This is a genomic window from Acidimicrobiia bacterium, assembly GCA_041394025.1.
GTDB lineage: Bacteria > Actinomycetota > Acidimicrobiia > IMCC26256 > JAOSJL01 > JAOSJL01.
The window spans coordinates 529394-549464 of the sequence record JAWKJA010000003.1; the positions used below are offsets into that span (position 1 = coordinate 529394).

18 protein-coding genes are annotated in these 20071 nt (G+C 70.0%); 1 reads left to right on the forward strand and 17 read right to left on the reverse strand.

All coding sequences use genetic code 11. The annotated features are described in order from the left end of the window. Positions 1 to 21: 21 nt before the first annotated feature. The 5 genes from R3A49_09865 to R3A49_09885 all read right to left on the reverse strand — a co-directional run bounded on the left by R3A49_09865 (position 22) and on the right by R3A49_09885 (position 8034). Positions 22 to 2811, reverse strand: a complete 2790-nt coding sequence (locus R3A49_09865) for a choice-of-anchor Q domain-containing protein (protein ID MEZ5171036.1) — start codon at positions 2809 to 2811, stop codon at positions 22 to 24. Positions 2812 to 2893: 82 nt separating this feature from the next. Further along, positions 2894 to 4420, reverse strand: coding sequence for a glutamine-hydrolyzing GMP synthase (guaA, locus tag R3A49_09870; GenBank protein MEZ5171037.1), 1527 nt, complete (start codon positions 4418 to 4420; stop codon positions 2894 to 2896). A 112-nt stretch (positions 4421 to 4532) separates the two neighbouring features. Beyond that, positions 4533 to 5693, reverse strand: coding sequence for a GuaB3 family IMP dehydrogenase-related protein (locus R3A49_09875; protein ID MEZ5171038.1), 1161 nt, complete (start codon positions 5691 to 5693; stop codon positions 4533 to 4535). 115 nt (positions 5694 to 5808) lie between these two features. Further along, positions 5809 to 6480 (reverse strand): CoA pyrophosphatase, encoded by a 672-nt coding sequence (locus R3A49_09880; GenBank protein ID MEZ5171039.1) that lies wholly within the window; start codon positions 6478 to 6480, stop codon positions 5809 to 5811. 60 nt (positions 6481 to 6540) lie between these two features. Continuing rightward, positions 6541 to 8034: a sulfatase-like hydrolase/transferase gene (locus tag R3A49_09885; protein ID MEZ5171040.1), complete on the reverse strand. Its 1494-nt coding sequence runs from the start codon at positions 8032 to 8034 to the stop codon at positions 6541 to 6543. Positions 8035 to 8098: 64 nt separating this feature from the next. On the opposite strand from R3A49_09885, the gene R3A49_09890 reads away from it, so the two are divergent. Beyond that, the gene (locus tag R3A49_09890) at positions 8099 to 9730 is read left to right on the forward strand and encodes an AMP-binding protein (protein ID MEZ5171041.1); all 1632 of its coding nucleotides are present in this window, start codon (positions 8099 to 8101) and stop codon (positions 9728 to 9730) included. A gap of 100 nt (positions 9731 to 9830) precedes the next feature. Here R3A49_09890 and groES read toward each other — a convergent pair whose 3' ends face one another. From groES to glmS, 12 genes are all read right to left on the reverse strand, one after another. Next, complete coding sequence (groES, locus tag R3A49_09895; protein MEZ5171042.1) at positions 9831 to 10127, reverse strand: co-chaperone GroES; 297 nt, start codon at positions 10125 to 10127, stop codon at positions 9831 to 9833. Positions 10128 to 10333: 206 nt separating this feature from the next. Beyond that, a complete protein-coding gene (gene tsaD, locus R3A49_09900) occupies positions 10334 to 11329 on the reverse strand; it encodes a tRNA (adenosine(37)-N6)-threonylcarbamoyltransferase complex transferase subunit TsaD (GenBank protein ID MEZ5171043.1) in 996 nt (331 codons plus the stop codon). Beyond that, complete coding sequence (rimI, locus tag R3A49_09905; GenBank protein MEZ5171044.1) at positions 11326 to 11868, reverse strand: ribosomal protein S18-alanine N-acetyltransferase; 543 nt, start codon at positions 11866 to 11868, stop codon at positions 11326 to 11328. Before rimI ends, tsaD begins: the two co-directional genes overlap by 4 nt. Next, complete coding sequence (gene tsaB / locus R3A49_09910) at positions 11865 to 12584, reverse strand: tRNA (adenosine(37)-N6)-threonylcarbamoyltransferase complex dimerization subunit type 1 TsaB (GenBank protein ID MEZ5171045.1); 720 nt, start codon at positions 12582 to 12584, stop codon at positions 11865 to 11867. Before tsaB ends, rimI begins: the two co-directional genes overlap by 4 nt. After that, complete coding sequence (gene tsaE, locus R3A49_09915) at positions 12581 to 13105, reverse strand: tRNA (adenosine(37)-N6)-threonylcarbamoyltransferase complex ATPase subunit type 1 TsaE (GenBank protein ID MEZ5171046.1); 525 nt, start codon at positions 13103 to 13105, stop codon at positions 12581 to 12583. Before tsaE ends, tsaB begins: the two co-directional genes overlap by 4 nt. Continuing rightward, positions 13105 to 13689: a uracil-DNA glycosylase gene (locus R3A49_09920; protein MEZ5171047.1), complete on the reverse strand. Its 585-nt coding sequence runs from the start codon at positions 13687 to 13689 to the stop codon at positions 13105 to 13107. Before R3A49_09920 ends, tsaE begins: the two co-directional genes overlap by 1 nt. Then, the gene (locus R3A49_09925) at positions 13682 to 14662 is read right to left on the reverse strand and encodes a P1 family peptidase (GenBank protein ID MEZ5171048.1); all 981 of its coding nucleotides are present in this window, start codon (positions 14660 to 14662) and stop codon (positions 13682 to 13684) included. The genes R3A49_09920 and R3A49_09925 overlap by 8 nt, the downstream gene beginning before the upstream one ends. A gap of 2 nt (positions 14663 to 14664) precedes the next feature. Further along, positions 14665 to 15798 (reverse strand): alanine racemase, encoded by a 1134-nt coding sequence (alr, locus tag R3A49_09930; GenBank protein MEZ5171049.1) that lies wholly within the window; start codon positions 15796 to 15798, stop codon positions 14665 to 14667. A gap of 10 nt (positions 15799 to 15808) precedes the next feature. After that, positions 15809 to 16273 carry a CBS domain-containing protein gene (locus tag R3A49_09935; protein ID MEZ5171050.1) on the reverse strand — a complete coding sequence of 155 codons (465 nt, stop codon included), beginning with the start codon at positions 16271 to 16273 and terminating at the stop codon, positions 15809 to 15811. A 57-nt stretch (positions 16274 to 16330) separates the two neighbouring features. Further along, positions 16331 to 17761 (reverse strand): NAD(P)H-hydrate dehydratase, encoded by a 1431-nt coding sequence (locus R3A49_09940; GenBank protein MEZ5171051.1) that lies wholly within the window; start codon positions 17759 to 17761, stop codon positions 16331 to 16333. Position 17762: 1 nt separating this feature from the next. Continuing rightward, positions 17763 to 18215: a holo-ACP synthase gene (locus R3A49_09945; protein ID MEZ5171052.1), complete on the reverse strand. Its 453-nt coding sequence runs from the start codon at positions 18213 to 18215 to the stop codon at positions 17763 to 17765. A 1-nt stretch (position 18216) separates the two neighbouring features. Continuing rightward, positions 18217 to 20052, reverse strand: a complete 1836-nt coding sequence (gene glmS, locus R3A49_09950; protein MEZ5171053.1) for a glutamine--fructose-6-phosphate transaminase (isomerizing) — start codon at positions 20050 to 20052, stop codon at positions 18217 to 18219. Positions 20053 to 20071: the final 19 nt, after the last annotated feature.

Sequence of the window (20071 nt, forward strand, 5' to 3'; positions counted from 1 at the left end):
AAAGCTGTTGTCGGACGAACCCTATGCCGACGCGCCGCGGCGCGGTCTCCAGGCGAGTGTGGTTCCCACAACGACGGCGACGAGTGCCCCCAGCGCGATGCTGGTGAGGTCGAAGCCCGTGAACGGCAGGCTCCCACCCGGACCGACCGCATCCGTGAGGCCGGCGTCGGTGGGCTCGTTCCCCGGCTCACCTGGTGTCGGGTCGCCGGGGCTCTCACCCGGACCGGCCACCGTGCCCGGAGCCGTTGCGAATGTCGGATCCACGCTCCCGAACGTCGAGACGCTCGCCGTGTTGGCGACGCTCGAACCGGGTGGTCCGACCACAGTCGCAACGATGTCGAGCTTCGTCACGACGCCGGGCGCCAGATCACCGTCGTAGAAGCAGGTGAGTGTCCGGCCCTCGGTGGAGCAGTCCCACTCGGGAGCATCCACCGACACGAAACGCACGGCGTCGGGCAACGTGTCGGCGAACGTGAGACGCCCGGGCGCGGGGTCCGTGCCCGAGTTGCCGATCGTGATGTTCCAGCGCGCGTCGCCACCCGACCTCGCTTCACCCACGAGTGTCTTGTCGATCGTGAGGTTGTGGTCGGTGGGGGTCGGTGGCGTGTAGGCCGCCTCGAAAGCCCCGCTGTCGCAGGCCGGGCCGTTCGGACGACTGTTGCCGCGCTCGTCGGTCGCCGGGCACGGCCTCGGGTTTGTTGCGAGATCCAACGCCGGATTTCCGGGCAACAGGGCGTGCGTCAGCATCACGCCGAACCAGCCTCCGTTGTCGGCGAGGGGACCGAGTGTCGAACCGAGCATCGGACCGGCATTGTTCACGTCGGCGGATTGGCCGAAGCCGCACGTGTTGTCGCCGGCCACGTTGAAGTCGTTCGAGACACGCACGCCACTGTCGTAGGTGTCGCAGTCACCACCTGCGTTGTCGGAGATGAGCGACGCTGTGTAGGTCACGGTCGACGTGTCCATGTTCTCGACGCCTCCGCCCTCCGACGCGCTGTTGTCAACGACGGTGGAGAACTCCAGGTCGAGCGTTCCCGAGCCGCCGACCATGATGCCGCCTCCTTCACCACTCCCGTCGGTCACCTGGTTGCCCGAGACCGTCGTGTTCGTGAAGCTGTGCGTCCCGTTATCGAGGACCACGCCGCCGCCCCCCGAAGACACCGTGTTGTCGCTGATCACGGCTCGATGGAGCGTGATGTCCGCCGGCCCACTGCCTGTGTCCACCTGGTAGATCCCACCACCGAGGAGCAGCGGGCCCTCGTGGCCCCGGACGGCGACGTCGGTGCCGTCCACGCTTCCACCGGTCACGAGGAGGCCACCCCCGAGGCTGGTTGCCGCGTTGTCCTCCACGAGGACCATGTCCAGCGTCGTCGAGCCTGACGTGAAGATACCGCCGCCGGGTCCGTCTCCGGCATCGTTGTTCGATACGGAGGCCGAGGTGATGTCGAGAGTCGCCGCGTTCAGGATGCCGCCGGCACCGTCGGCCGCCGTGTTCTCGGAGACGGCGACGTTGGACAGCGACATCGTTCCGAGGTTGGCGATTCCACCGACCCCTCCGCTCGTCGCTGTATTCGCTCGCACCCACCCCCCGTTCATGCTGAAGCCGGCGCCGGGAAACACGTAGAGACCGGCCACGGAGTCGGCGACGTTCTCCTCGACTCTTACGCCGCCGAAGGTCACATCTCCCGTCGGCCCGTCGTTCGAGCCCACGATGAGACCGGCGGCTCCACTCGCGGTGTTGAACGCAACCGAGCCGGACGTGACGTCGAGCGTGCCCTGCACCGCCAGACCACCACCCGCACCCCCGGCGTCGTTCGTGTTGACACGCAGGTTCGAGGCTGTCAGGGAGCCGTCTTCTGCGATGTGTCCACCACCGCCGAACGACCCCGCGGCGTTCTGCGAGACGTACATCTCGTCCGCCACGACGGAACCTGCGATGAACAATCCGCCACCGCCGGAATACTCGTCGGTGTCGAGGACCGTGTTGTTGCCGAAACTGGCGTTCGTGAAGTCGCCGGTGGCCGACGGTCCCACGTAGAGCCCGCCACCGTTGGCACCTTTCGTCGACACGCCACCGCCGGTCCCGGGGCCGGTGACGGTGTTCTGATCGATCGACGAGTCGGTGAGCGTGAGGAGGCCGCCACCGAGCATCGCGACACCGCCGCCGTCGTCGTTGGTGGAGTTGCTCTGGATCGCGCTCGTGTCCAACGTCAGATCCCCGCCGAGGGTCGCGATCCCACCGCCGTCGGCGTCGTTGGGCGAACCGGAACCGGGGTTCGAGTTGTCGTGCACGCCCACACGCGTGAGTGTCAGCGATCCGTTCTCCTGGAGGATCCCTCCGCCGTAGGGCTCTGCCGGCGGCGCCTGACCGTCCTGAACCTGGAGGTCGACGAGCTCGACCGCCGCTCCGTTCATGGAGTGGAACACACGGTCGGGATCGGCAGCGAGGCCGAACGCACTGACCCACGTTCCGGGATCGGAGCCGTTGATCGTCAGGTCGTCGGTGATGTCGAGGTCGCCCGTGGCCGAGGAGTTCTCGAGGGATCCCGTGATCGTCAGGGAGTAGGTGCCGTTGGGCAGGTCGATGACGTCGGGTCCGCCGTTGGCATTCGCCGCTATCACAGCCTCACGCAGCGAGCAGTCCACACCGGAGCTGCAACCGTCGGGAACGGGGTCGTCGAAGCGGGTGACGTCGAACGTCGCGGCATCGGCGCGTTGCGCCGGTACGACAGTCAGGCCGGCCGCGACCAGCAGGAGCAGAGCGACGATGCGCCCTGCTCGGGGCGCGAGCGATCCATCGTCAGAGGCCATGTCCTTCGATCGGTCACGACGGGTGGCGGATGAGAGAAACTCGGCCCCGCCTGGAGACCGACTGGTCGCAGCGTGGCGGTGGTCACTCCCACTCGATGGTGCCGGGGGGCTTGCTCGTGATGTCGTAGGCGACCCGGTTGACGCCGGGGACCTCGTTGATGATCCGGTTCGAGAGCTTCTCCAGCAGGGAATGGTCGAGCCGGGCCCAGTCGGCCGTCATGGCGTCGTCGGAGGTCACGGCCCGGATGACGACCGGATAGGCGTAGGTCCGGTCGTCGCCCATCACGCCGACGGTGCGGACGGCGGGCAGGACCGCGAAGTACTGCCAGATCTCGCGGTCGAGACCGGCCGTGCGGATCTCGTGGCGCACGATGGCGTCGGCGGCCCGGAGGGTTTCGAGCCGCTCCACGGTGATGTCACCGATGATCCGGACCGCCAGCCCGGGCCCGGGGAACGGCTGGCGCCACACGATGTCTTCGGGAAGCCCGAGCTCGGCACCGACGGCGCGCACCTCGTCCTTGAAGAGGTCACGCAGGGGCTCGACGAGCTCGAAGTCCATATCGGCGGGGAGACCACCGACGTTGTGGTGCGACTTGATCTTCGCGGCGTCGGCCGTACCCGACTCGATGACGTCGGGATACAGCGTGCCCTGGACGAGGAAGCGGGCGTCGCTGTGGTCGCGCGCCACCTCCTCGAACACGCGGATGAACGTCTCTCCGATGACCTTGCGCTTGGTCTCGGGATCGGTGACGCCGGCCAGCAGGTCGAGGAAGCGGTCGGCTGCCTTCACGTGCACGAGATCGATGTGGAACTGGCGACGGAACGTCTCCTCGACCTGTTCGGCCTCTCCCTGGCGCAACATTCCCGTGTCGACGAACACGCACGTGAGCTGATCACCGACCGCCTTGTGGACGAGCGCCGCGGCCACGGCGGAGTCGACACCGCCCGACAGCCCGCAGATCACCTTCTGGTCACCCACGGCCGCCCGTACATCGGCGACGGCCTGCTCGATGATCGACGTGTTGGTCCACTCGGGGGCTGTGCCACACGCGTCGTAGAGAAAATGCTTCAGCACCTCCTGACCGCGCTCGGTGTGCGCGACCTCGGGGTGGAACTGCACGCCGTACAGGCCGCGTTCCCGGTTCTCCAGAGCGGCGACGGGAGCGCCCGGCGTGGAGCCGGTGACGACGAACCCGTCGGGCGCGACCGTGATGGCGTCGGCGTGGCTCATCCACGCCTGCTGTTCGGTCGGGAGGTCACGGAACAGCACGCCGGGCACCTCGACGGTGAGCGGTGTTCCGCCGTACTCCCCCGAGTCGGTGCGGCTCACCTCGCCACCCAACTGCTGTGCGAGGAGTTGCGACCCGTAGCAGATTCCGAGAACCGGGACGTCGGAGTCGTAGATCGCCGGGTCGATGGAGGGTGCACCGTCGACGTGGACCGACTTCGGCCCGCCCGACAGAATGATCCCGGCAGGATCCTTCGCCAGCATCTCGTCGACCGGCATGTCGCGGGGCACGATCTCGGAGAAGACGTGCGCCTCGCGCACGCGCCGGGCGATCAGCTGCGCGTACTGGGCCCCGAAGTCGACAACAAGGACAACGTTCATGGTCGCCCTCGCTCGCCTCCGGGGTTACGCCTCCGGCGTCCTCCGGAACGCTCGGGACTCCTGCTCGCTCGACGCGGCTCGCTCGCCCGCGACAGGCGCGCTGTCACTCCCACTACTTGCCCATGCCGATGCCCTGGGCGCGCTGGAGGGTCTTGCCCTCCGTCTGGAGAGACGGCGCCACCATGACCTCTGCCTTCTGGAACTCCTTGACCGTCTCGTATCCGGTCGTGGCCATGGAGGTGCGGAGTCCCCCCATCAGGTTGAGCGTCCCGTCGTTCTCGTGTGCCGGACCGGAGATGATCTCGGCCAGCGTCGCCTTCTGGCCTGCGTGGACACGAGCCCCGCGGGGCAGTGTGGGGTGGAACGTGGCCATCCCCCAGTGGAAGCCGCGCCCCGGCGCCTCGTGGGCGCAGGCGAGCGGCGAGGCGATCATCGTGGCATCCGCTCCGCAGGCGATCGCCTTGGCGATGTCACCACCGGTGCGCATTCCGCCGTCGGCGATCACATGGACGTAGACCCCGGTCTCGTCGAGGTGACGGATCCGTGCACCGGCCACGTCGGCGATGGCTGTCGCCTGCGGGACACCGATGCCGAGAACGCCACGACTCGTGCACGCGTGTCCGGGGCCGACGCCCACGAGGATGCCGACCGCACCGGTCCGCATCAGGTGCAGCGCCGTGGAGTAGCTCGAGCAACCACCGACGATCACCGGCAGGTCGAAGTGTCGGATGAACTTCTTGAGATTGAGCGGCTCGACGGTGCTCGAGACGTGCTCAGCCGATACGACGGTCCCCTGGATGACGAGGATGTCGAGCTCCGCCTCGACCGTGAGCTTGGCGTACTGCTCGGTGCGCTGCGGTGTGAGCGAGGCGCACGCCACGACGCCGCCGTCCTTGATCTCACGGATACGCCGCCCGATCAGCTCCTCCTTGATCGGCTCGGTGTAGATCTCCTGCATGCGGCGGGTCGCCTTTTCGGGCGGCTCGTTGGCGATCTCGTCGAGGAGCGGGTCGGGATCCTCGTAGCGCGTCCACAGACCTTCGAGGTTGAGGCACGCCAGGCCACCGAGGTTCCCGATCTGCACCGCCGTGCTCGGTGACACGACACCGTCCATCGCGGAGGCCATGAGCGGGAGCTCGAACCGGTACGCGTCGAGCTCCCAGGAGATGTCGACGTCCTCGGGATCGCGGGTCCGGCGACTGGGCACGATGGCGATGTCGTCGAACCCGTACGCCCGCCGACCCGACTTGCCGATCCCGATCTCGACTTCCACTGGTGCACCCCGTTCCGCTCGCCGCCCGAACTCGTCAGTCTACTTCCCGGATACCGGCGCACTCGGGTACTGACGAGCCGGAGCGGTGGGCCGACCGGCGCCCGACGCAGTCTCCTCAGTCGGCGACGAGGTGAGCCAGGAAGCGGGTCAGGATCCGCGCGGTAGCACCCCAGACCGTCTCGTCGTCGAGCTCGAAGAACTGGATGGTGAAATCGGGCAGGCCGACCTCCCACTCCTCCTCACTGTGGACGCCGTCGGCCAGGAGAGCGGAGAGCGGGACGTCGAAGACCCTCGCCACCTCGACGGGGTCGGGGTGGAGCTCGGGTCGACCCTCGAGAAGGCCCACGAAGGGCGTGATCGTGAAGCGCGACCCGACGGTACCGAGGGCGTCGAGCTCGCCGACAACCTCGATGTCGGCCGGGTCGATGCCGATCTCCTCGTATGTCTCCCGCAGCGCGGCGGCCTCGAGTGTGACGTCGCCGACGTCGAGCTTGCCGCCGGGGAAAGCGATCTCACCGCGGTGTGACGGCATCGTGTCGGGGCGTTTCGTGAGGATCAGCCGCGCTTCACCCGCCTCCTCGAACAGCGGGAGCAGCACGGCGGCGTCGCGGGAGCCCGGCACGGCGATGTCAGGTGGCGACGGGGGAGGAAGATCGGCCAGGCGCTCCCGCACGGCATCGAGGCCGAGACTGCGCCTGTCGGCGGGAACGTGGGCCCACGGCGACGGTCGCCCCGGCCGGATCGTGGGCGGCCGCGGAATCCGCTGCCTCCCCCCACGCCCCACCATCTCCTCACCCTACAGATTTGATGCGTCCGTGAAGCGCGCTATGCGCGCTTCACGGACGCATCAAGAAAAATGGGTGGCCTCGAGGGCGAGGAGGTCGTCGTAGCGGCGACGGACCTCGTCGCGACGCCCCGGGTCCATCGCCAGGTTGACCATCTCGCCGGGATCCTCGCGGAGGTCGTAGAGCTCGTGGTCCTGGTCGTCGAACGCCGCGTCGACCGGATAGAGCTTCTCGCCCGCGAGCGCCGGGTCGAACAGGTCGTTGGGGAGCCCCCCGCCGACGCCGTAGTACCGGGCGTACTTGTAGCGGCCGTCGAACGTGCCCCGCAGCGCGTAGCGGGTGCGTTGGATGTTCGTGGTGTGCGCCGAGTCCTGGGCGAACATGATCCGGTCGCGCGCCGATGCCGTCGGGTCGGACAGCACCGGTGTGAGGTCGACACCCCTGACCGACGGCGGTGCCTCGACACCTGCCAGCGAGCAGATCGTGGCGGGGATGTCGACGGCCGAGCCGAGGGAGTCGGTGACCGTTCCCGGGGAGGTGACACCCGGGGCGCGCACGTAGAGCGGGACGTTCATGATCTCCTGGTACACGAACGGGCCCTTCGAGCGGAGCCCGTGCGATCCGCACATGTCGCCGTGGTCGGACGTGAAGATCACGACGGTGTCGTCGGCAGCCCCGCTCTTCTCGAGAGCGTCGAGCACCGTCGCCAGGCTCCGGTCGGCGAGCTGGTGCAGCTTCACGTAGTAGTCGAGGTGGCGGAGCCACATCTTCTTGTCGTCGGGATCGATGTAGCCCCAGGTACCGTGCTGCTGGTCCCACCGCCACTGCCGGTGGGTGCCGGGCTTCGTGTAGAGGTCGTCGCCGAAGTTGTCGGGGAGCTGCTCGAAGATCTCGTCGTAGTCGTCCTCGAAGGCGGGGATCGTCTCGCCCTCCTTCCACCCCGCGGACGCGAGGAGCGTGCGGAAGAAGTCGACCTCGCTCGCGTGCTGCTCCTGGTAGAAGGGCTGGTCGATCGGGAACCACATCACGTCGTGCGGGTTCACGAGCGCGACGGTGAGGAACCACGGCCGGTCGAGCGAGGTGCCGTTCGTCGTCAGCCAGTGGGCGGCGTTCTCGGCGATGATCGGGTCGAAGTGCACGCCTGTTCCGGCCCATCCCATGAAGTGGCGGTCGTCGCCCTCCCAGTCGGAGTAGCCGTAGGCCTCCATGTCGGGGTGTGCGCCACGCGAGAGATGCCACTTCCCGATGTAGCTCGACCGGTAGCCGGCCTCGCGCAGCATCGAGCCCACCGTGGGCGTGGCGGTGTCGAGGGGCTTGTGGTGGTCGTGGATGAGGTTGTCGACGACACCGTGCTGGGGCAGGTACTCACCGGTCATGAGCGAGGCCCGCGACGGCGAGCACGGCGACGAGTGCGTGAAGTAGTTGGTGAACTCGAGGCCGCTGTCGAGCAGGCTCTGTCGTGCAGGGAGTTCGATGTGGTCGGGGAGCCAGCTCCGCTGGCGCTCCTGGTCGGAGACCACGAAGAGGATGTTGGGACGCTTCTCGGGGCTCGGCATGGAGATGCCAGGTTACAGGTCCCCCCCAAGGGCGAAGACAAGCAGTGCAGGTATCCTCCGACCGGTGGGGACCGGGCAGGGCATCAACATCGCGAGCACGTGGGAGGTCGTGGCCGACGGCATCGGCGACTGCACCGCTCTCGTGAACGGAGACAACCGCCGCTCCTGGACCGAGTTCGAGGACCGCAGCGCGCGTCTCGCCGCCGCCTTCACGGAGCTGGGGTGCTCCGCCGGCGGCAAGGTCGCCTCCATGCTCTACAACGGCAACGAGTACATGGAAGGGCTGTTCGCGTCCTTCAAGGCGCGGGCCGCGCCCGTGAACGTGAACTACCGCTACGTCGAGGACGAGCTCCTCTACCTCCTCGACAACTCCGACACCGACATCCTCCTGTTCCACGGCGATCTGGCCGAGCGGGTCAACGCCGTTCGGAACAGGGTGCCCGGCCTCAAGGCGGTCGTGCAGGTCGACGACGGCTCACCGCACCTCGACGGCGCCCTCCGCTACGAGGACCTGATCGCCGCGCACGACCCGGCCCCGCGCATCGACCGCAGCGGCGACGACCTCTACATCCTGTACACCGGCGGCACGACCGGCACGCCCAAAGGAGTCATGTGGCGCCACGACGACGTCTTCGGGTCACTCGCTCCGACCGTCTACCCGCTGGCGGGTCACGACATCCCGACCACCTCCGAGGAGGCGGGTCGACTCGCGGCGGAGTTCGTCGACGAGGGTCGTGTTCCCGTCCAGATACCCGCGTCACCCCTGATGCACGGCACCGGATTCTTCACACAGATGATCGCCACGACCGTGGGCGGTACCGCGGTCACGCTCACCGAACGCCACTTCAACCCCCGCGAGCTGTGGGAGACCGTCGAACGAGAGGGCGTCACGCAGGTCTGCATCGTGGGCGACGCCTTCGGCAAGCCGATGGTGGACGCACTCGAGGCGGCCGAGTCCGAAGGCCGTGCCTACGACCTGTCCTCGCTGTTCCTCATCATCAGCTCGGGCGTGATGTGGAGTGCGCCCGTCAAGAAGGCGCTCTCCGACAAGGCCGGCGTTATCTGCATCGACACACTCGGGTCCAGCGAGGGCATCGGCTTCGGTGCGAGCATGGACGCCCCCGGCAGCGAGGCGAAGACGGCGCGGTTCACGATCGGCGACACCACCAAGGTGTTCACGGAGGACGGCCGTGAGATCGAGCCGGGCTCCGGTGAGAAGGGCCTGCTGGCACTGGCCGGCGCCATCCCCCTCGGCTACTACAAGGACCCCGACAAGACCGCCACGACGTTCCCCACCTACGACGGTGTCCGGTACTCGATCCCCGGCGACTGGGCGACGGTCGAGGCCGATGGAACGATCAACCTCCTGGGGCGCGGTTCGGTGTCGATCAACACCGGCGGCGAGAAGGTCTACCCCGAGGAGGTCGAGGAGGCCGTGAAGAGCCACCCGGCCGTGGCCGACGCCGTCGTCGTGGGTGTCCCCGACGAGAAGTTCGGCCAGGCCGTCACCGCCGTGGTGCAGCTCGAGCCGGGCGCCGCGGCCTCACCCGAGGAGATCGCCGACGCCACCCGGGGGCATCTCGCCGGCTTCAAGCGGCCCCGCCATGTCGTGGTCGTCGATGCCGTGCAACGGGGGCCCAACGGGAAGACCGACTACGCCTGGGCCAAGGAGCAGGCGCTCGCGCGTATCGGCTGACACGACGGGGCACTGCCGGACGCAGTGCCGCACCCAGTGCCGGACGCGGAAACGGCGCCCGGAGGCGCCGTTTCGTGATCCGACCTCGCGGGCGGATGGGCTACTTCTTGCCCACCTTGGCGAGAACGTCACGGCCGGAGAGGATCAACAGCTCCTCGCCGTCGACCTCGATCTCGGTGCCGCCGTACTTCGAGTAGACGACGATGTCGCCCGCCTCGACGTCGAGCGGGATGACCTCGCCCGTGCTGTCGCTGCGGCGTCCCGGGCCGGCAGCGAGGACCTCGCCCTGCTGCGGCTTCTCCTTGGCGGTGTCGGGGATGACCAGACCGCTGGCGGTGGTCTCCTCCGCCTCGGAGGTCCGGACCACGATGCGGTCTTCGAGCGGCTGCAGATTCATCGACGTGCCTCCACGTGCATGTGCGGGTGTTGGTCTGCGGTGTGCCGGTGCCGGTAGCCAGGTGCCGCCGGGGTCTCCCCCGCTCGGCGTGCCGGCCGGCGCCTGTGGCGTTAGCACTCACCCTTGACGAGTGCTAACGGGCAAGGTACCAGCACGCCGGGTGCCCCGGCAACACGGGCGGGGCCGACCCGCCGGTTTTCTGCGGGTCACCCCAGCCGCAGGCCCGGGACGACCCCCGCATCCAGCGCCGTGGGCCCGTCGGCGCCGAAGCGGACGTATCCGGCGGCGGCGATCATGGCGCCGTTGTCGGTGCAGAAGCCGGGGCCGGGAAGCGCCGCCGCGCGCCCGGCGGCCTCCGCGTCGGCAGCCACCCGGGACCGCAGCGCCCGGTTGGCCGCCACGCCGCCTCCCAGGGCGACGGTGGCCGCACCCACCCGCCCGGCCGCCCGGTCGAGCTTCGTGGCGAGCACGTCGACAACGGCTGCCTGGAAGGACGCCGCCACGTCGGCCGTGGCCAGCCCCGGCTCCTCGGTGACCCGGTTCACGACGGCCGTCTTCAGGCCGGAGAAGGAGAAGGTGTCACCGTCGTCGAGCATCGGCCGCGGGAATGCCACGGCACCCGCGTCTCCGTCCGCCGAGATGCGGTCGATCGCCGGGCCCCCGGGGTAGCCGAGCCCGAGGAAACGGGCGACCTTGTCGAAGGCCTCACCGGCCGCGTCGTCGACCGTCTCCCCCAGCACCACGTGCTCCAGCCGGCTGCGCACCTCCACGAGGAGCGTGTGACCCCCCGACGCGATGAGCACGACGGCCGGGAACTCGACCTCGGGGTGCTCGAGCACCGTGGCATGGAGGTGCGCCTCGAGGTGGTTGACCCCGACGTAGGGGATCCCGGCAGCCAGCGCCACGGCCTTCGCAGCCGACACACCCACCAGGAGGGCGCCGGCGAGGCCGGGGCCGTGGCACGCCGCCACGAGGTCGACCGTGTCGTAGGTCGCTCCCCCTTCGACCAGGGCCTCCGACACCACGTCGTCGATGAGCTCCACGTGAGCCCGGCTGGCGACCTCGGGAACCACGCCACCGAAGCGGGCGTGGAGATCGACCTGGCTCGACACGACCGAGGACCGCACGTCACGGCCGTCGGCGACCACGGCCGCCGCCGTCTCGTCGCAGGAGGTCTCGATGCCGAGCGTGAGGTGCGTCACGGTGTGCTCTCCGTGTCGAGCGACCGCCCGATGGCGTCGAGACGTTCCGCGTACTCCGGGGAGTCGATGTCGTGCACCCACATGATGAGGGCGTCCTCGTTGGTGGCGGTGTAGTAGCCGGGACGTGTTCCCACCGGGGCCAGCCCGAACCGTCGGTACATGGCCCGGGCCGCCGCGTTGCCCGTCCGGACCTCCAGCGTCAGGTGGCGGGCGGCGCGCTCGACCGCAGCACGCGTGATCGTGAGCATCAGTCGCGTGCCGATTCTCCGCTTCTGCTGCTCCGGGTCGACGGCGATCGTCGTGACGTGTGCGTCGTCGTCGGTGAGCATGAAGCCCGCATAGCCGACGACGGAGCGCCGCGACCTGGCCACGAAGTAGGAACGGCTCGAGCGCATCGACATCTCGCTCAGGAACAGCGATGCGCTCCACGGCCGGGGGTAGACCCTCTCCTCGATGGCGAGCACACCCTTGAGATGGCGCCGGCGCATCTCGACCATCTCGACATCGGCCGGCCGCGTGTCGGTGGGTCGTGTGCTCACGGCGTCGGGCCCTCCGCCGTGGCGCCGCGGCGCTGCTCCCAGTTGATCCGCGCGTCGGCGCCCCGTAGGTACAGCGGCGCGATCTCGCCGGGCTGCGAGAACTCCTCCCGCTCGACCCTGTGGACTGTGAGCTCCGCCAGCGAGCCCGGGTTGGGAGCCGCGAACTCGGGTCCCGCGTGCTCGGTACGATCGAGTCCGGCGAACACGGACGGGTGTGCGGCCACGCCGTCGCCCACGACCAGGGTCTCCTCCCGCTGCCCGACGATCTCGGCCGCGACGTCGTCCGGACCGGCGACGGCCGGCTCCGTGAGGCGCTGGACACCGCCGGGGACCGGCTGGTACGAGGCGTAGAAGACCTCGGAGCGTCGCGCGTCGAGTACCGCGACGATCCGGCGGTCGGCGTGACGCAGCGGATGTGCGACGAGGTCGAGGCTCCCGACGGGGACCACCGGGATCGTCAGAACGTGGGCCAGCATCGTGGCGGTGGCCACCCCGACGCGCAGCCCGGTGAAGAGCCCCGGCCCGATCCCCACGCCGATCGCTGCCATCTGGTCGAGTGCGACGCCCGACTCCCGGCACAGCGCCTCGATCACGGGAACCAGGTGCTCTGCGTGTCGTCGACCACCGACCAGGCGCACCTCGCCGACCACACGGTCGTCGACACCGATCGCAACGCCGACCTGGGCGGTGGCGGTGTCGAGCGCGAGGACGTTCACGACGGCCCACCGGTGCCCGCGTTTCGCCCCGCCGATATGTCGCCCCCGCACAGCGCGGCAAGACGTTGCAGGCGCGGCTCCCAGGATCTCCCCACAGGGGCCAGGGACAGCCGGCGGCGATCCGCTGCGCCCGGCACACGCCGGATCGAGATGTCGAGCCGCTCGGGTGGCAACGCCGCTCCCACGACGTCGCCCCACTCGATGAGCGTCACGGCCCGGCCGTCGAACGGCTCAGAAACGTCGAGATCCACGAACTCCGCGAGATCGGACAGCCGGTACACGTCGGCGTGGACGAACGGCACGCGAGCGGCGTACTCCCGAACGAGCGTGAAGGTCGGCGACACGACGGGCTCGGCGACGCCGAGACCCTCCCCGACGCCCTTCGCCAGGACCGTCTTGCCACTTCCGAGCGCGCCGCTCACGAGGACGAGATCCCCGGGTTCGAGAGCGCCGGCGAGCGCGGCCCCGAAGCGTCGCGTGCCGTCCGCACCCTCGGTCTCGACCTCGAGCCCCGGTGGCATCAGGGCTCCTCGCCCGTGAGGAGCCGCTTCACGCGCACGAAGTCGGCGCGCATGTCGGCCAGGACACCTCCACCACCCCGCAGCGCGGCGGCCGGGTGGAACGTGGGGACGAGCACCGAGTCGCCGAACGGGTACTGGGAACCACGCATCTTCGTGATGCCGTTCGTCGTGTCGAGAAGGAGCTTCATGGCGAAGTTCCCGAGCGTCACGACCACCGTGGGCTCGATGAAGCCGAGCTGCGCCTCGAGGTAGGGGCGACAGGCGGCGATCTCGACCGGTAGGGGGTCGCGGTTGGCGGGAGGTCGGCACTTCACGACGTTGGCGATGTAGCAGTCGCCACGACGGAGGCCGATCCCCTCGATGAGCTCCGTGAGCAGGTTGCCCGACGGGCCGACGAAGGGCAGCCCCTGTTCGTCCTCCCGGGCGCCGGGCCCCTCGCCCACGAACACGAGGCCCGCTGACGGGTCGCCGTCGCCGAACACGACGTGTGTGCGCCCCTCGGCGAGCGCGCACCGCGTGCAGGTGGAGGCGACCGTCTCCAGATCGCCCAGGGTCGGGATCTCGGCGATCGGGGTCTCAGGCACCGGATCGCTTCCTCACGGCCGACCGCACGGCATCGGCCGTGACGGCCGTGGCGGCGACGCGCACCCGGTCGATGTGCGCCGGCACCGCTCCCGTCGCGATCACGACGACAGCATCGCCGTCGAAGCGTGTGTGGCTCGGGGACAGGGAGCGGACGAGCCCGTGGTGGGCGCTCTGCGCGACGAGCGAGCACTGGACCGCGTCGAGATCGGCGTCGGTCGCCACGACCACGATCGTTGTGTTGCCCCCCGCGTCGTGAGGTACAGACGGGTCGAGTGGGATCTCGGCGAACGGCGGTGCGTCGTCGGGCGCACCCGAGCCTGCCAGGACCGAGCCGTCGTCATCGACGACGTCCCCGTAGGCGTTCACGACCGCCAGGGCGGCCACGGTGGGGATCGAGCGCGTCCCGTCGGCCCCGCTCTCGGCACGCCGGGCCGCCTGCCCGAGACCGCCGGGGACGGCCCCGGCCGATCCGCGCCACGCACCGACGGTGGCGGCCCGGCCGGCACCGATCCGCCCGCACGCGCCGGTCTCGTCCGCGTCCGCTCCGGCCGCGGCGGCGTAGCCGTCGTCGGCGCCCGGGTGCCCGCCGCCGGACTCCAGGAGGTCGAAGACCGCCAGAGCGGGCACGATGGGGACCGGTCCCGCCGGTGTCGGCTGTCCCCTGCCCCGCTCGGCGAGGAACCTCATCACGCCGTCGGCGGCAGCAAGACCGAACGCGGAGCCGCCGGCGACGGTGACGGCGTCGACGCGTGAGACCGTGCGGAGCGGATCGAGCAGTTCCGTCTCACGCGACGCGGGCGCTCCGCCACGGACCTCACCCGAACCGGTTGTTCCCTCGGGGGCCAGTACGACGGTGACACCTGTGGCACCCACAGCCCGGTGACCGACCTGAACGCCGTCGATCGACGTCAGCCCACCCGGTACGGGCTCTCCGGCCCACCGACCTTCGAAGCGCGGCCCCCCGCCGGTCACGCTCACTCCCCCGTGTAGACCCGCGGCACACGCCGCCGGATCCCCGTGACGATCTCGTAGTCGATCGTGTCGAGGCGGTCAGCCCACTCCGTGGCGGTGATCTCTCCGGTCGATTCCGGGCCCTCCTGCGCACCGATGAGCACGACGTGGTCGCCGACGTCGACCGGTTCGGCGCCGACATCGACCATGAACTGGTCCATCGTGACCGTTCCGGCGATGGGGCGGCGGACGCCGCCGATGAGCACCTCGCCGCCGACCGCCCCGAGGCGGCGCGGGACACCGTCGCCGTAGCCGAGGGGGACGGTGGCCACCCGGCCGGGGCGCTCCAGCACGTAGCGTCGCCCGTAGGAGACGCGTTCGCCGGCCTCGAGGTCGCGTACGGCCGACACCCGGGCGTGCACCGACAGCGCCGGGCGGAGTGGTGGGTGCGCGGCGATACCGGGCCCGGGGGGCAGTCCGTAGATCGAGATCCCTGTCCGCACGAGATCGAAGTGCGAATCCGGATGGGCGAGCACGCCCGCGGAGTTGGCGGCGTGCGCGAGGGGTGGGCGACGGCCGGAACGCTCCAGATCCTCCACCACGGATCGAAAGGCGTCGAGCTGCTGCGCGGTGAAGGCGTCGTCGACGTCGTCGGCGACCGCCAGGTGGGTGGCGATCCCACCGAACGTCAGACCGTCGGTGGTCAGCACCTCGTCGACCGCCGTCGGCACCGACTCGGGGGCGAGACCGACACGGTGCATGCCGGTGTCGACCTTCAGGTGGACATCGACAACCCGGGCCGCATCACGCGATGCCTTTCCGAGCGGTGCGAGGGTCCGGATGTCGCCGATCATCGTGGCGAGACCCGCATCGACGACGCTGTCGATCTCGTCGGCGGGTGGGTCCGACAGCATCATGACGGGCGCGTCGATGCCCGCGGCACGGAGCTCCGTGCCCTCGGCGGCGCGGGCCACACCGAGCCAGGAGGCACCGGCTTCGAGTGCCGCGCGACCCACCGGCACGGCGCCGTGCCCGTAGGCGTTGGCCTTCACGACCGCCATCAGCTGTGCGCCGGCCGCCGCGGCGGCCAGCACCGACACGTTGTGGCGGACGGCCGCGAGGTCGATCTCCGCCCACGCGGAGCGACGATCGGTCATCGCAGGTGGGTCACGTGGTTTCCGACAGGTGCCGGATGAGGTCGCCGCGTGCGACGATGCCGAGCACCTCGCCGTCGGACACGACCGGGACGTGGGTGATTCCCTTGTCGTGCATCAGCGTGGCGAGCGCCATGAGCGGCTCGTCGGGGCCGATCGTGGCGTGGTCGTCGTCCATCACGTCACCGACGGTGGCGCCGACGGCCTTCTCGAGCTCCTCCTCGAACCGGTGCTGCGAGCCGGGGAGGAAGAACTGCCCACCGAGGATGTTGAAGGTCGTCGGTAGATGGAGGCGGGCCTCCGACACGATCAGGTCGTCGTCGCTCAGCAACCCGACATAGCGACCTCCGTCGACGACGGGTGCCGCGCCGATGGCTCGGCCCGCCAGGACGTCGGCCGCCTCGGCCACGCTCTGGTCGGGGCGCAGTGTCACCACGTCTCTCGTCATGACGTCGGCGACTCGGATGTCCTCACTCATTGTTCCTCCGCCTCTCGGCACACGGGATTCGGGGGCCGGTTCCGCCGGCCGGGTCGGTCAGTCTGTGGTACCGACCTGCGCCAGCGTAGGCCCGAGGGCGTCGATCAGGTCACCCGCGATCAGACCCGGGTGCCCGGCCACGTCCGCTGCGAGCCCGTGGACGAATGCGCCCGCCGTGGCCGCCTCGAAGGCCGGGACCCCCCGGGCGAGGAACGCGGCGACGATCCCGGTGAGAACGTCGCCGGTGCCCGCGGTCCCGAGCCAGGGCCCGCCGGTGATGTTCAGCGCCGCACGACCCGGGGGCTCGGCCACAACGGTCGTGGAGCCCTTGAGCAGGACGACGCTGTCCGCGCGGACCGCCAGGTCCCGCGCGGCAGCCACCCGGTCGGCCCCGACAGGATGACCGGTGAGGCGCTCGAACTCACCGTCGTGGGGTGTGAGCACCGTGGGGTGGGAACGGGTCGTCAGCAGTCCGGGATCGCCCGCGAGCGCGTTGAGGCCGTCGGCGTCGAGCACGACGGGCAGGTCGGCGTTGTCGAGGATGTGACGGACGGCCGTGGCCGTCGCTCCCGAGCGCCCGAGGCCGGGCCCGAGCGCAAGTGCTCGGAAACGAGGGAGCGACTCCAGCACCTCGCGGGCGCCGGCGGACTCCAGGTCTCCTTCCGGCGTGGCGCCGACCGCCCGGGTGATGACCTCGCTCCCCGACGCCGCCCGGGCAGCCTCGCGACCCGGCAGGTTGCACCACACGATGCCGGCGCCCGCGCGCATCGCCGCGTGACTCACGAACGCAGGCGCGCCCGTCATCCCCCCCGAGCCCCCGACCACCGAGACCGGGGACCGCCACTTGTTGTTGTCGACGGGGAGGGCGGGTAGCCAGGCGGCGACGTCGGAGATCTCGGTGACTCCGACAGTCGTCGCCGACACGTCGATCCCGATGTCGACGAGGTCGATGTCTCCGGAGGCGGTGGCTCCCGGATCGAAGACGACGCCGGGCTTGAGAGCAGCGAAGCACACCGTTGCAGTTGCCTGGACCGTCGGACCTGCCGCCGCGCCCGTCAGCCCGTCGACACCCGACGGGATGTCGACCGCCAGGACGGGCGGGCCGTCGCGGAGGCGATCGGCCACGACCGCCGCGTCTCCCTCGAGTGACCCGCGGAAACCCGTCCCGTACATCGCGTCGATCACCAGGTCGGCACGCGAGAGCGCACGGTCGAGGGCCACCGTGCCGACACCGTCGTCGAGCCGGACCACCTCCACGCCCACGCCGCGGCGCCGGAGTGCCTCGGCGGCGATGAGGCCGTCGCCTCCGTTGTTGCCCTTCCCGGCAGCGACGACACACCGGTGCCCGTAGCCACCGCCGAGCATGTCGAGAGCGGTTCGCGCGACGGCGCGACCGGCACGGCCCATCAGGGCCTTCTGTGGCGTCCCGGCGGCGATCGTGGCGGCATCGGCCGCTCCCATCTCCTCGGGAGTGAGGACCGGCAGCACGTCAGTGGCCCCCGGCGGCGAAGGCCAGAGCCACAGCCAGGGCGGTGGTGTCGGTGTGGGTGAGCGAGAGCCCCCAGGAGCCGACGCCACGTGACGCGGCCAGGTCTGCGGCCCGTCCGGACACGACGAGCCGGGGCGCACCGCCGGGCAGTCGTCCGACCTCCACGTCGCGGAGCCTGAAAGCCCAGAGGCCGACGCCGAGTGCCTTCATCACAGCCTCCTTGGCGGCGAACCGGGCGGCGAGGCTCGGCGTGGCGTCACGGGAGCGGTGGGCGTATTCACGCTCGGCGGGTGAGAAGCAGCGCTCCTCGAGTCTGGGCGTGCGCATGAGCGCGAGACGCATGCGTTCGAGCTCCACGAGATCGACACCGAGCCCCACGACCGTGCGCCCGACGGCGATCGCCCCGATGTCGCGGGTCAGTCGCTCGGCACGGGCCTCACCGGTGAGTGCCACGTCACTCCACCGTGACGGTCTTGGCGAGGTTCCGTGGCTTGTCGACATCGCGCCCGCGTGACTTGGCGAGGTGATAGGCGAACAGCTGGAGGGCCACCGTGTCGACCGCCGGCGAGAAGAGCTCCATGGTCGGTGGCACCCAGAGGACGTGGTCGGCGAGCTCGGCGGCTACCTCGTCGCCGTCGTTGGCCACGAGCAGGACCGTCGCTCCCCGTGTTCGCATCTCGGAGATGTTGGCGAGCGACTTGGCGTAGACGTGGGATCGGGTCGCCACGCCGACGACCACCGTCCCCGGTTCGATCAGGGCGATGGGCCCGTGCTTCATCTCGCCGCCCGGGTAGGCCTCGGCGCGCGCATAGCTGATCTCCTTCAGCTTCAGCGCACCCTCCATCGCCACCGGATAGCCGACGCCACGGCCCAGGAAGAAAAAGTCGCGCACCTCGCTCAACTCCTCGGCGACGGGCCGGATCTCGTCGTTCCGCCCGAGAACGGTCTCGATCCGCGCCGGAACCTCGAGGAGCTCCGCGAGCAGGTCGCGCGCCTCGCTCGGGTAGCGGGTCCCGCGGACGCCGGCGAGGTAGAGAGCCAGCAGTTCGAGTGCCACCACCTGTGCCAGATGGGTCTTGGTGGCGGCGACTCCGATCTCGGGACCGGCGTGGGTGTAGAGGACGGCATCGGCGAGACGGGCCATACCCGAGTCGACGACGTTGGTGACGGCGATGATTTGGGCGTCCCAACGCTTGGCGTACTTCATCGCCTCGATCGTGTCGGCGGTCTCCCCGGACTGGCTGACCCCCACCACCAGCGTGCGCGTGTCGACGACCGGGTCGCGGTAGCGGAACTCGGAGGCGATGTCGATCTCACACGGCAGGCGGGTCCAGTGCTCGAGCGCGTACTTCGCCACCATCGCCGCGTGGTAGCTCGTGCCGCAGCCGACGAGGAACACCTTGTCGACCGCCCGCAGGTCGTCCTCCTCGAGGCGGAGCTCGTCGAGCATCAGGTGCCCGGCCGGGTCGGTGCGGCCGCGCAGCGTGTCGCGGACGGCGTCGGGCTGCTCGTGGATCTCCTTCAGCATGAAGTCGTCGAAGCCGCCCTTCTCGGCCTGCTCGACGTCCCATGTGACGGTTCGCGGCGTGGGTTCCGTGTCGGTGCCGTCGGGGTCCGTGATCCGGATCGAGCCGGGTCGCAGCTCCACGACGTGGTCGTCGTCCACGACGAAGATGTCGCGCGTGTGCGGGAGGAGGGCAGGGATGTCGGAGGCGATCAGCCCTGCTCCGTCGGTGATCCCCGCCACGAGCGGCGACACACGGCGTGCTGCGACGACGAGCCCGGGATCCGCGGCATGTACGACGGCGACGGTGAAGCTCCCCTCCACGCGGCGGAGCAGGGAGCGAACGGCGGTGGCGAGGTCGTCGCCGTCGGTCAGGCGATCGGCCACGAGGTGCGCGAGGACCTCCGTGTCGGTTTCCGAGCTGAACTCGTGGCCCGCGCCCTCGAGTTCGGCGCGGAGCTCCAGGAAGTTCTCGACGATGCCGTTGTGGACGATGGCCAGGTCGCCCGACTCGTCGGTCTGGGGATGGGAGTTCTCCTCCGACGGGCGCCCGTGGGTCGCCCAGCGGGTGTGGCCGATGCCGGTGGTGGCGTCCCCCGGGGCGTCACCGACCGCTCCGGCCAGCTCCGCCAACTTGCCCGCCCGGCGCCGGATCCAGAGGCCGTCGCCGGGAACCTGGAGCGCCACACCGGCCGAGTCGTAGCCGCGGTACTCGAGCGAACTCAGCCCGTCGAGGAGGATCGGCAGCGCAGAGTCCGAGCCCGTGTAACCGACGATGCCGCACACGGGAGTGAGTCTACGACCA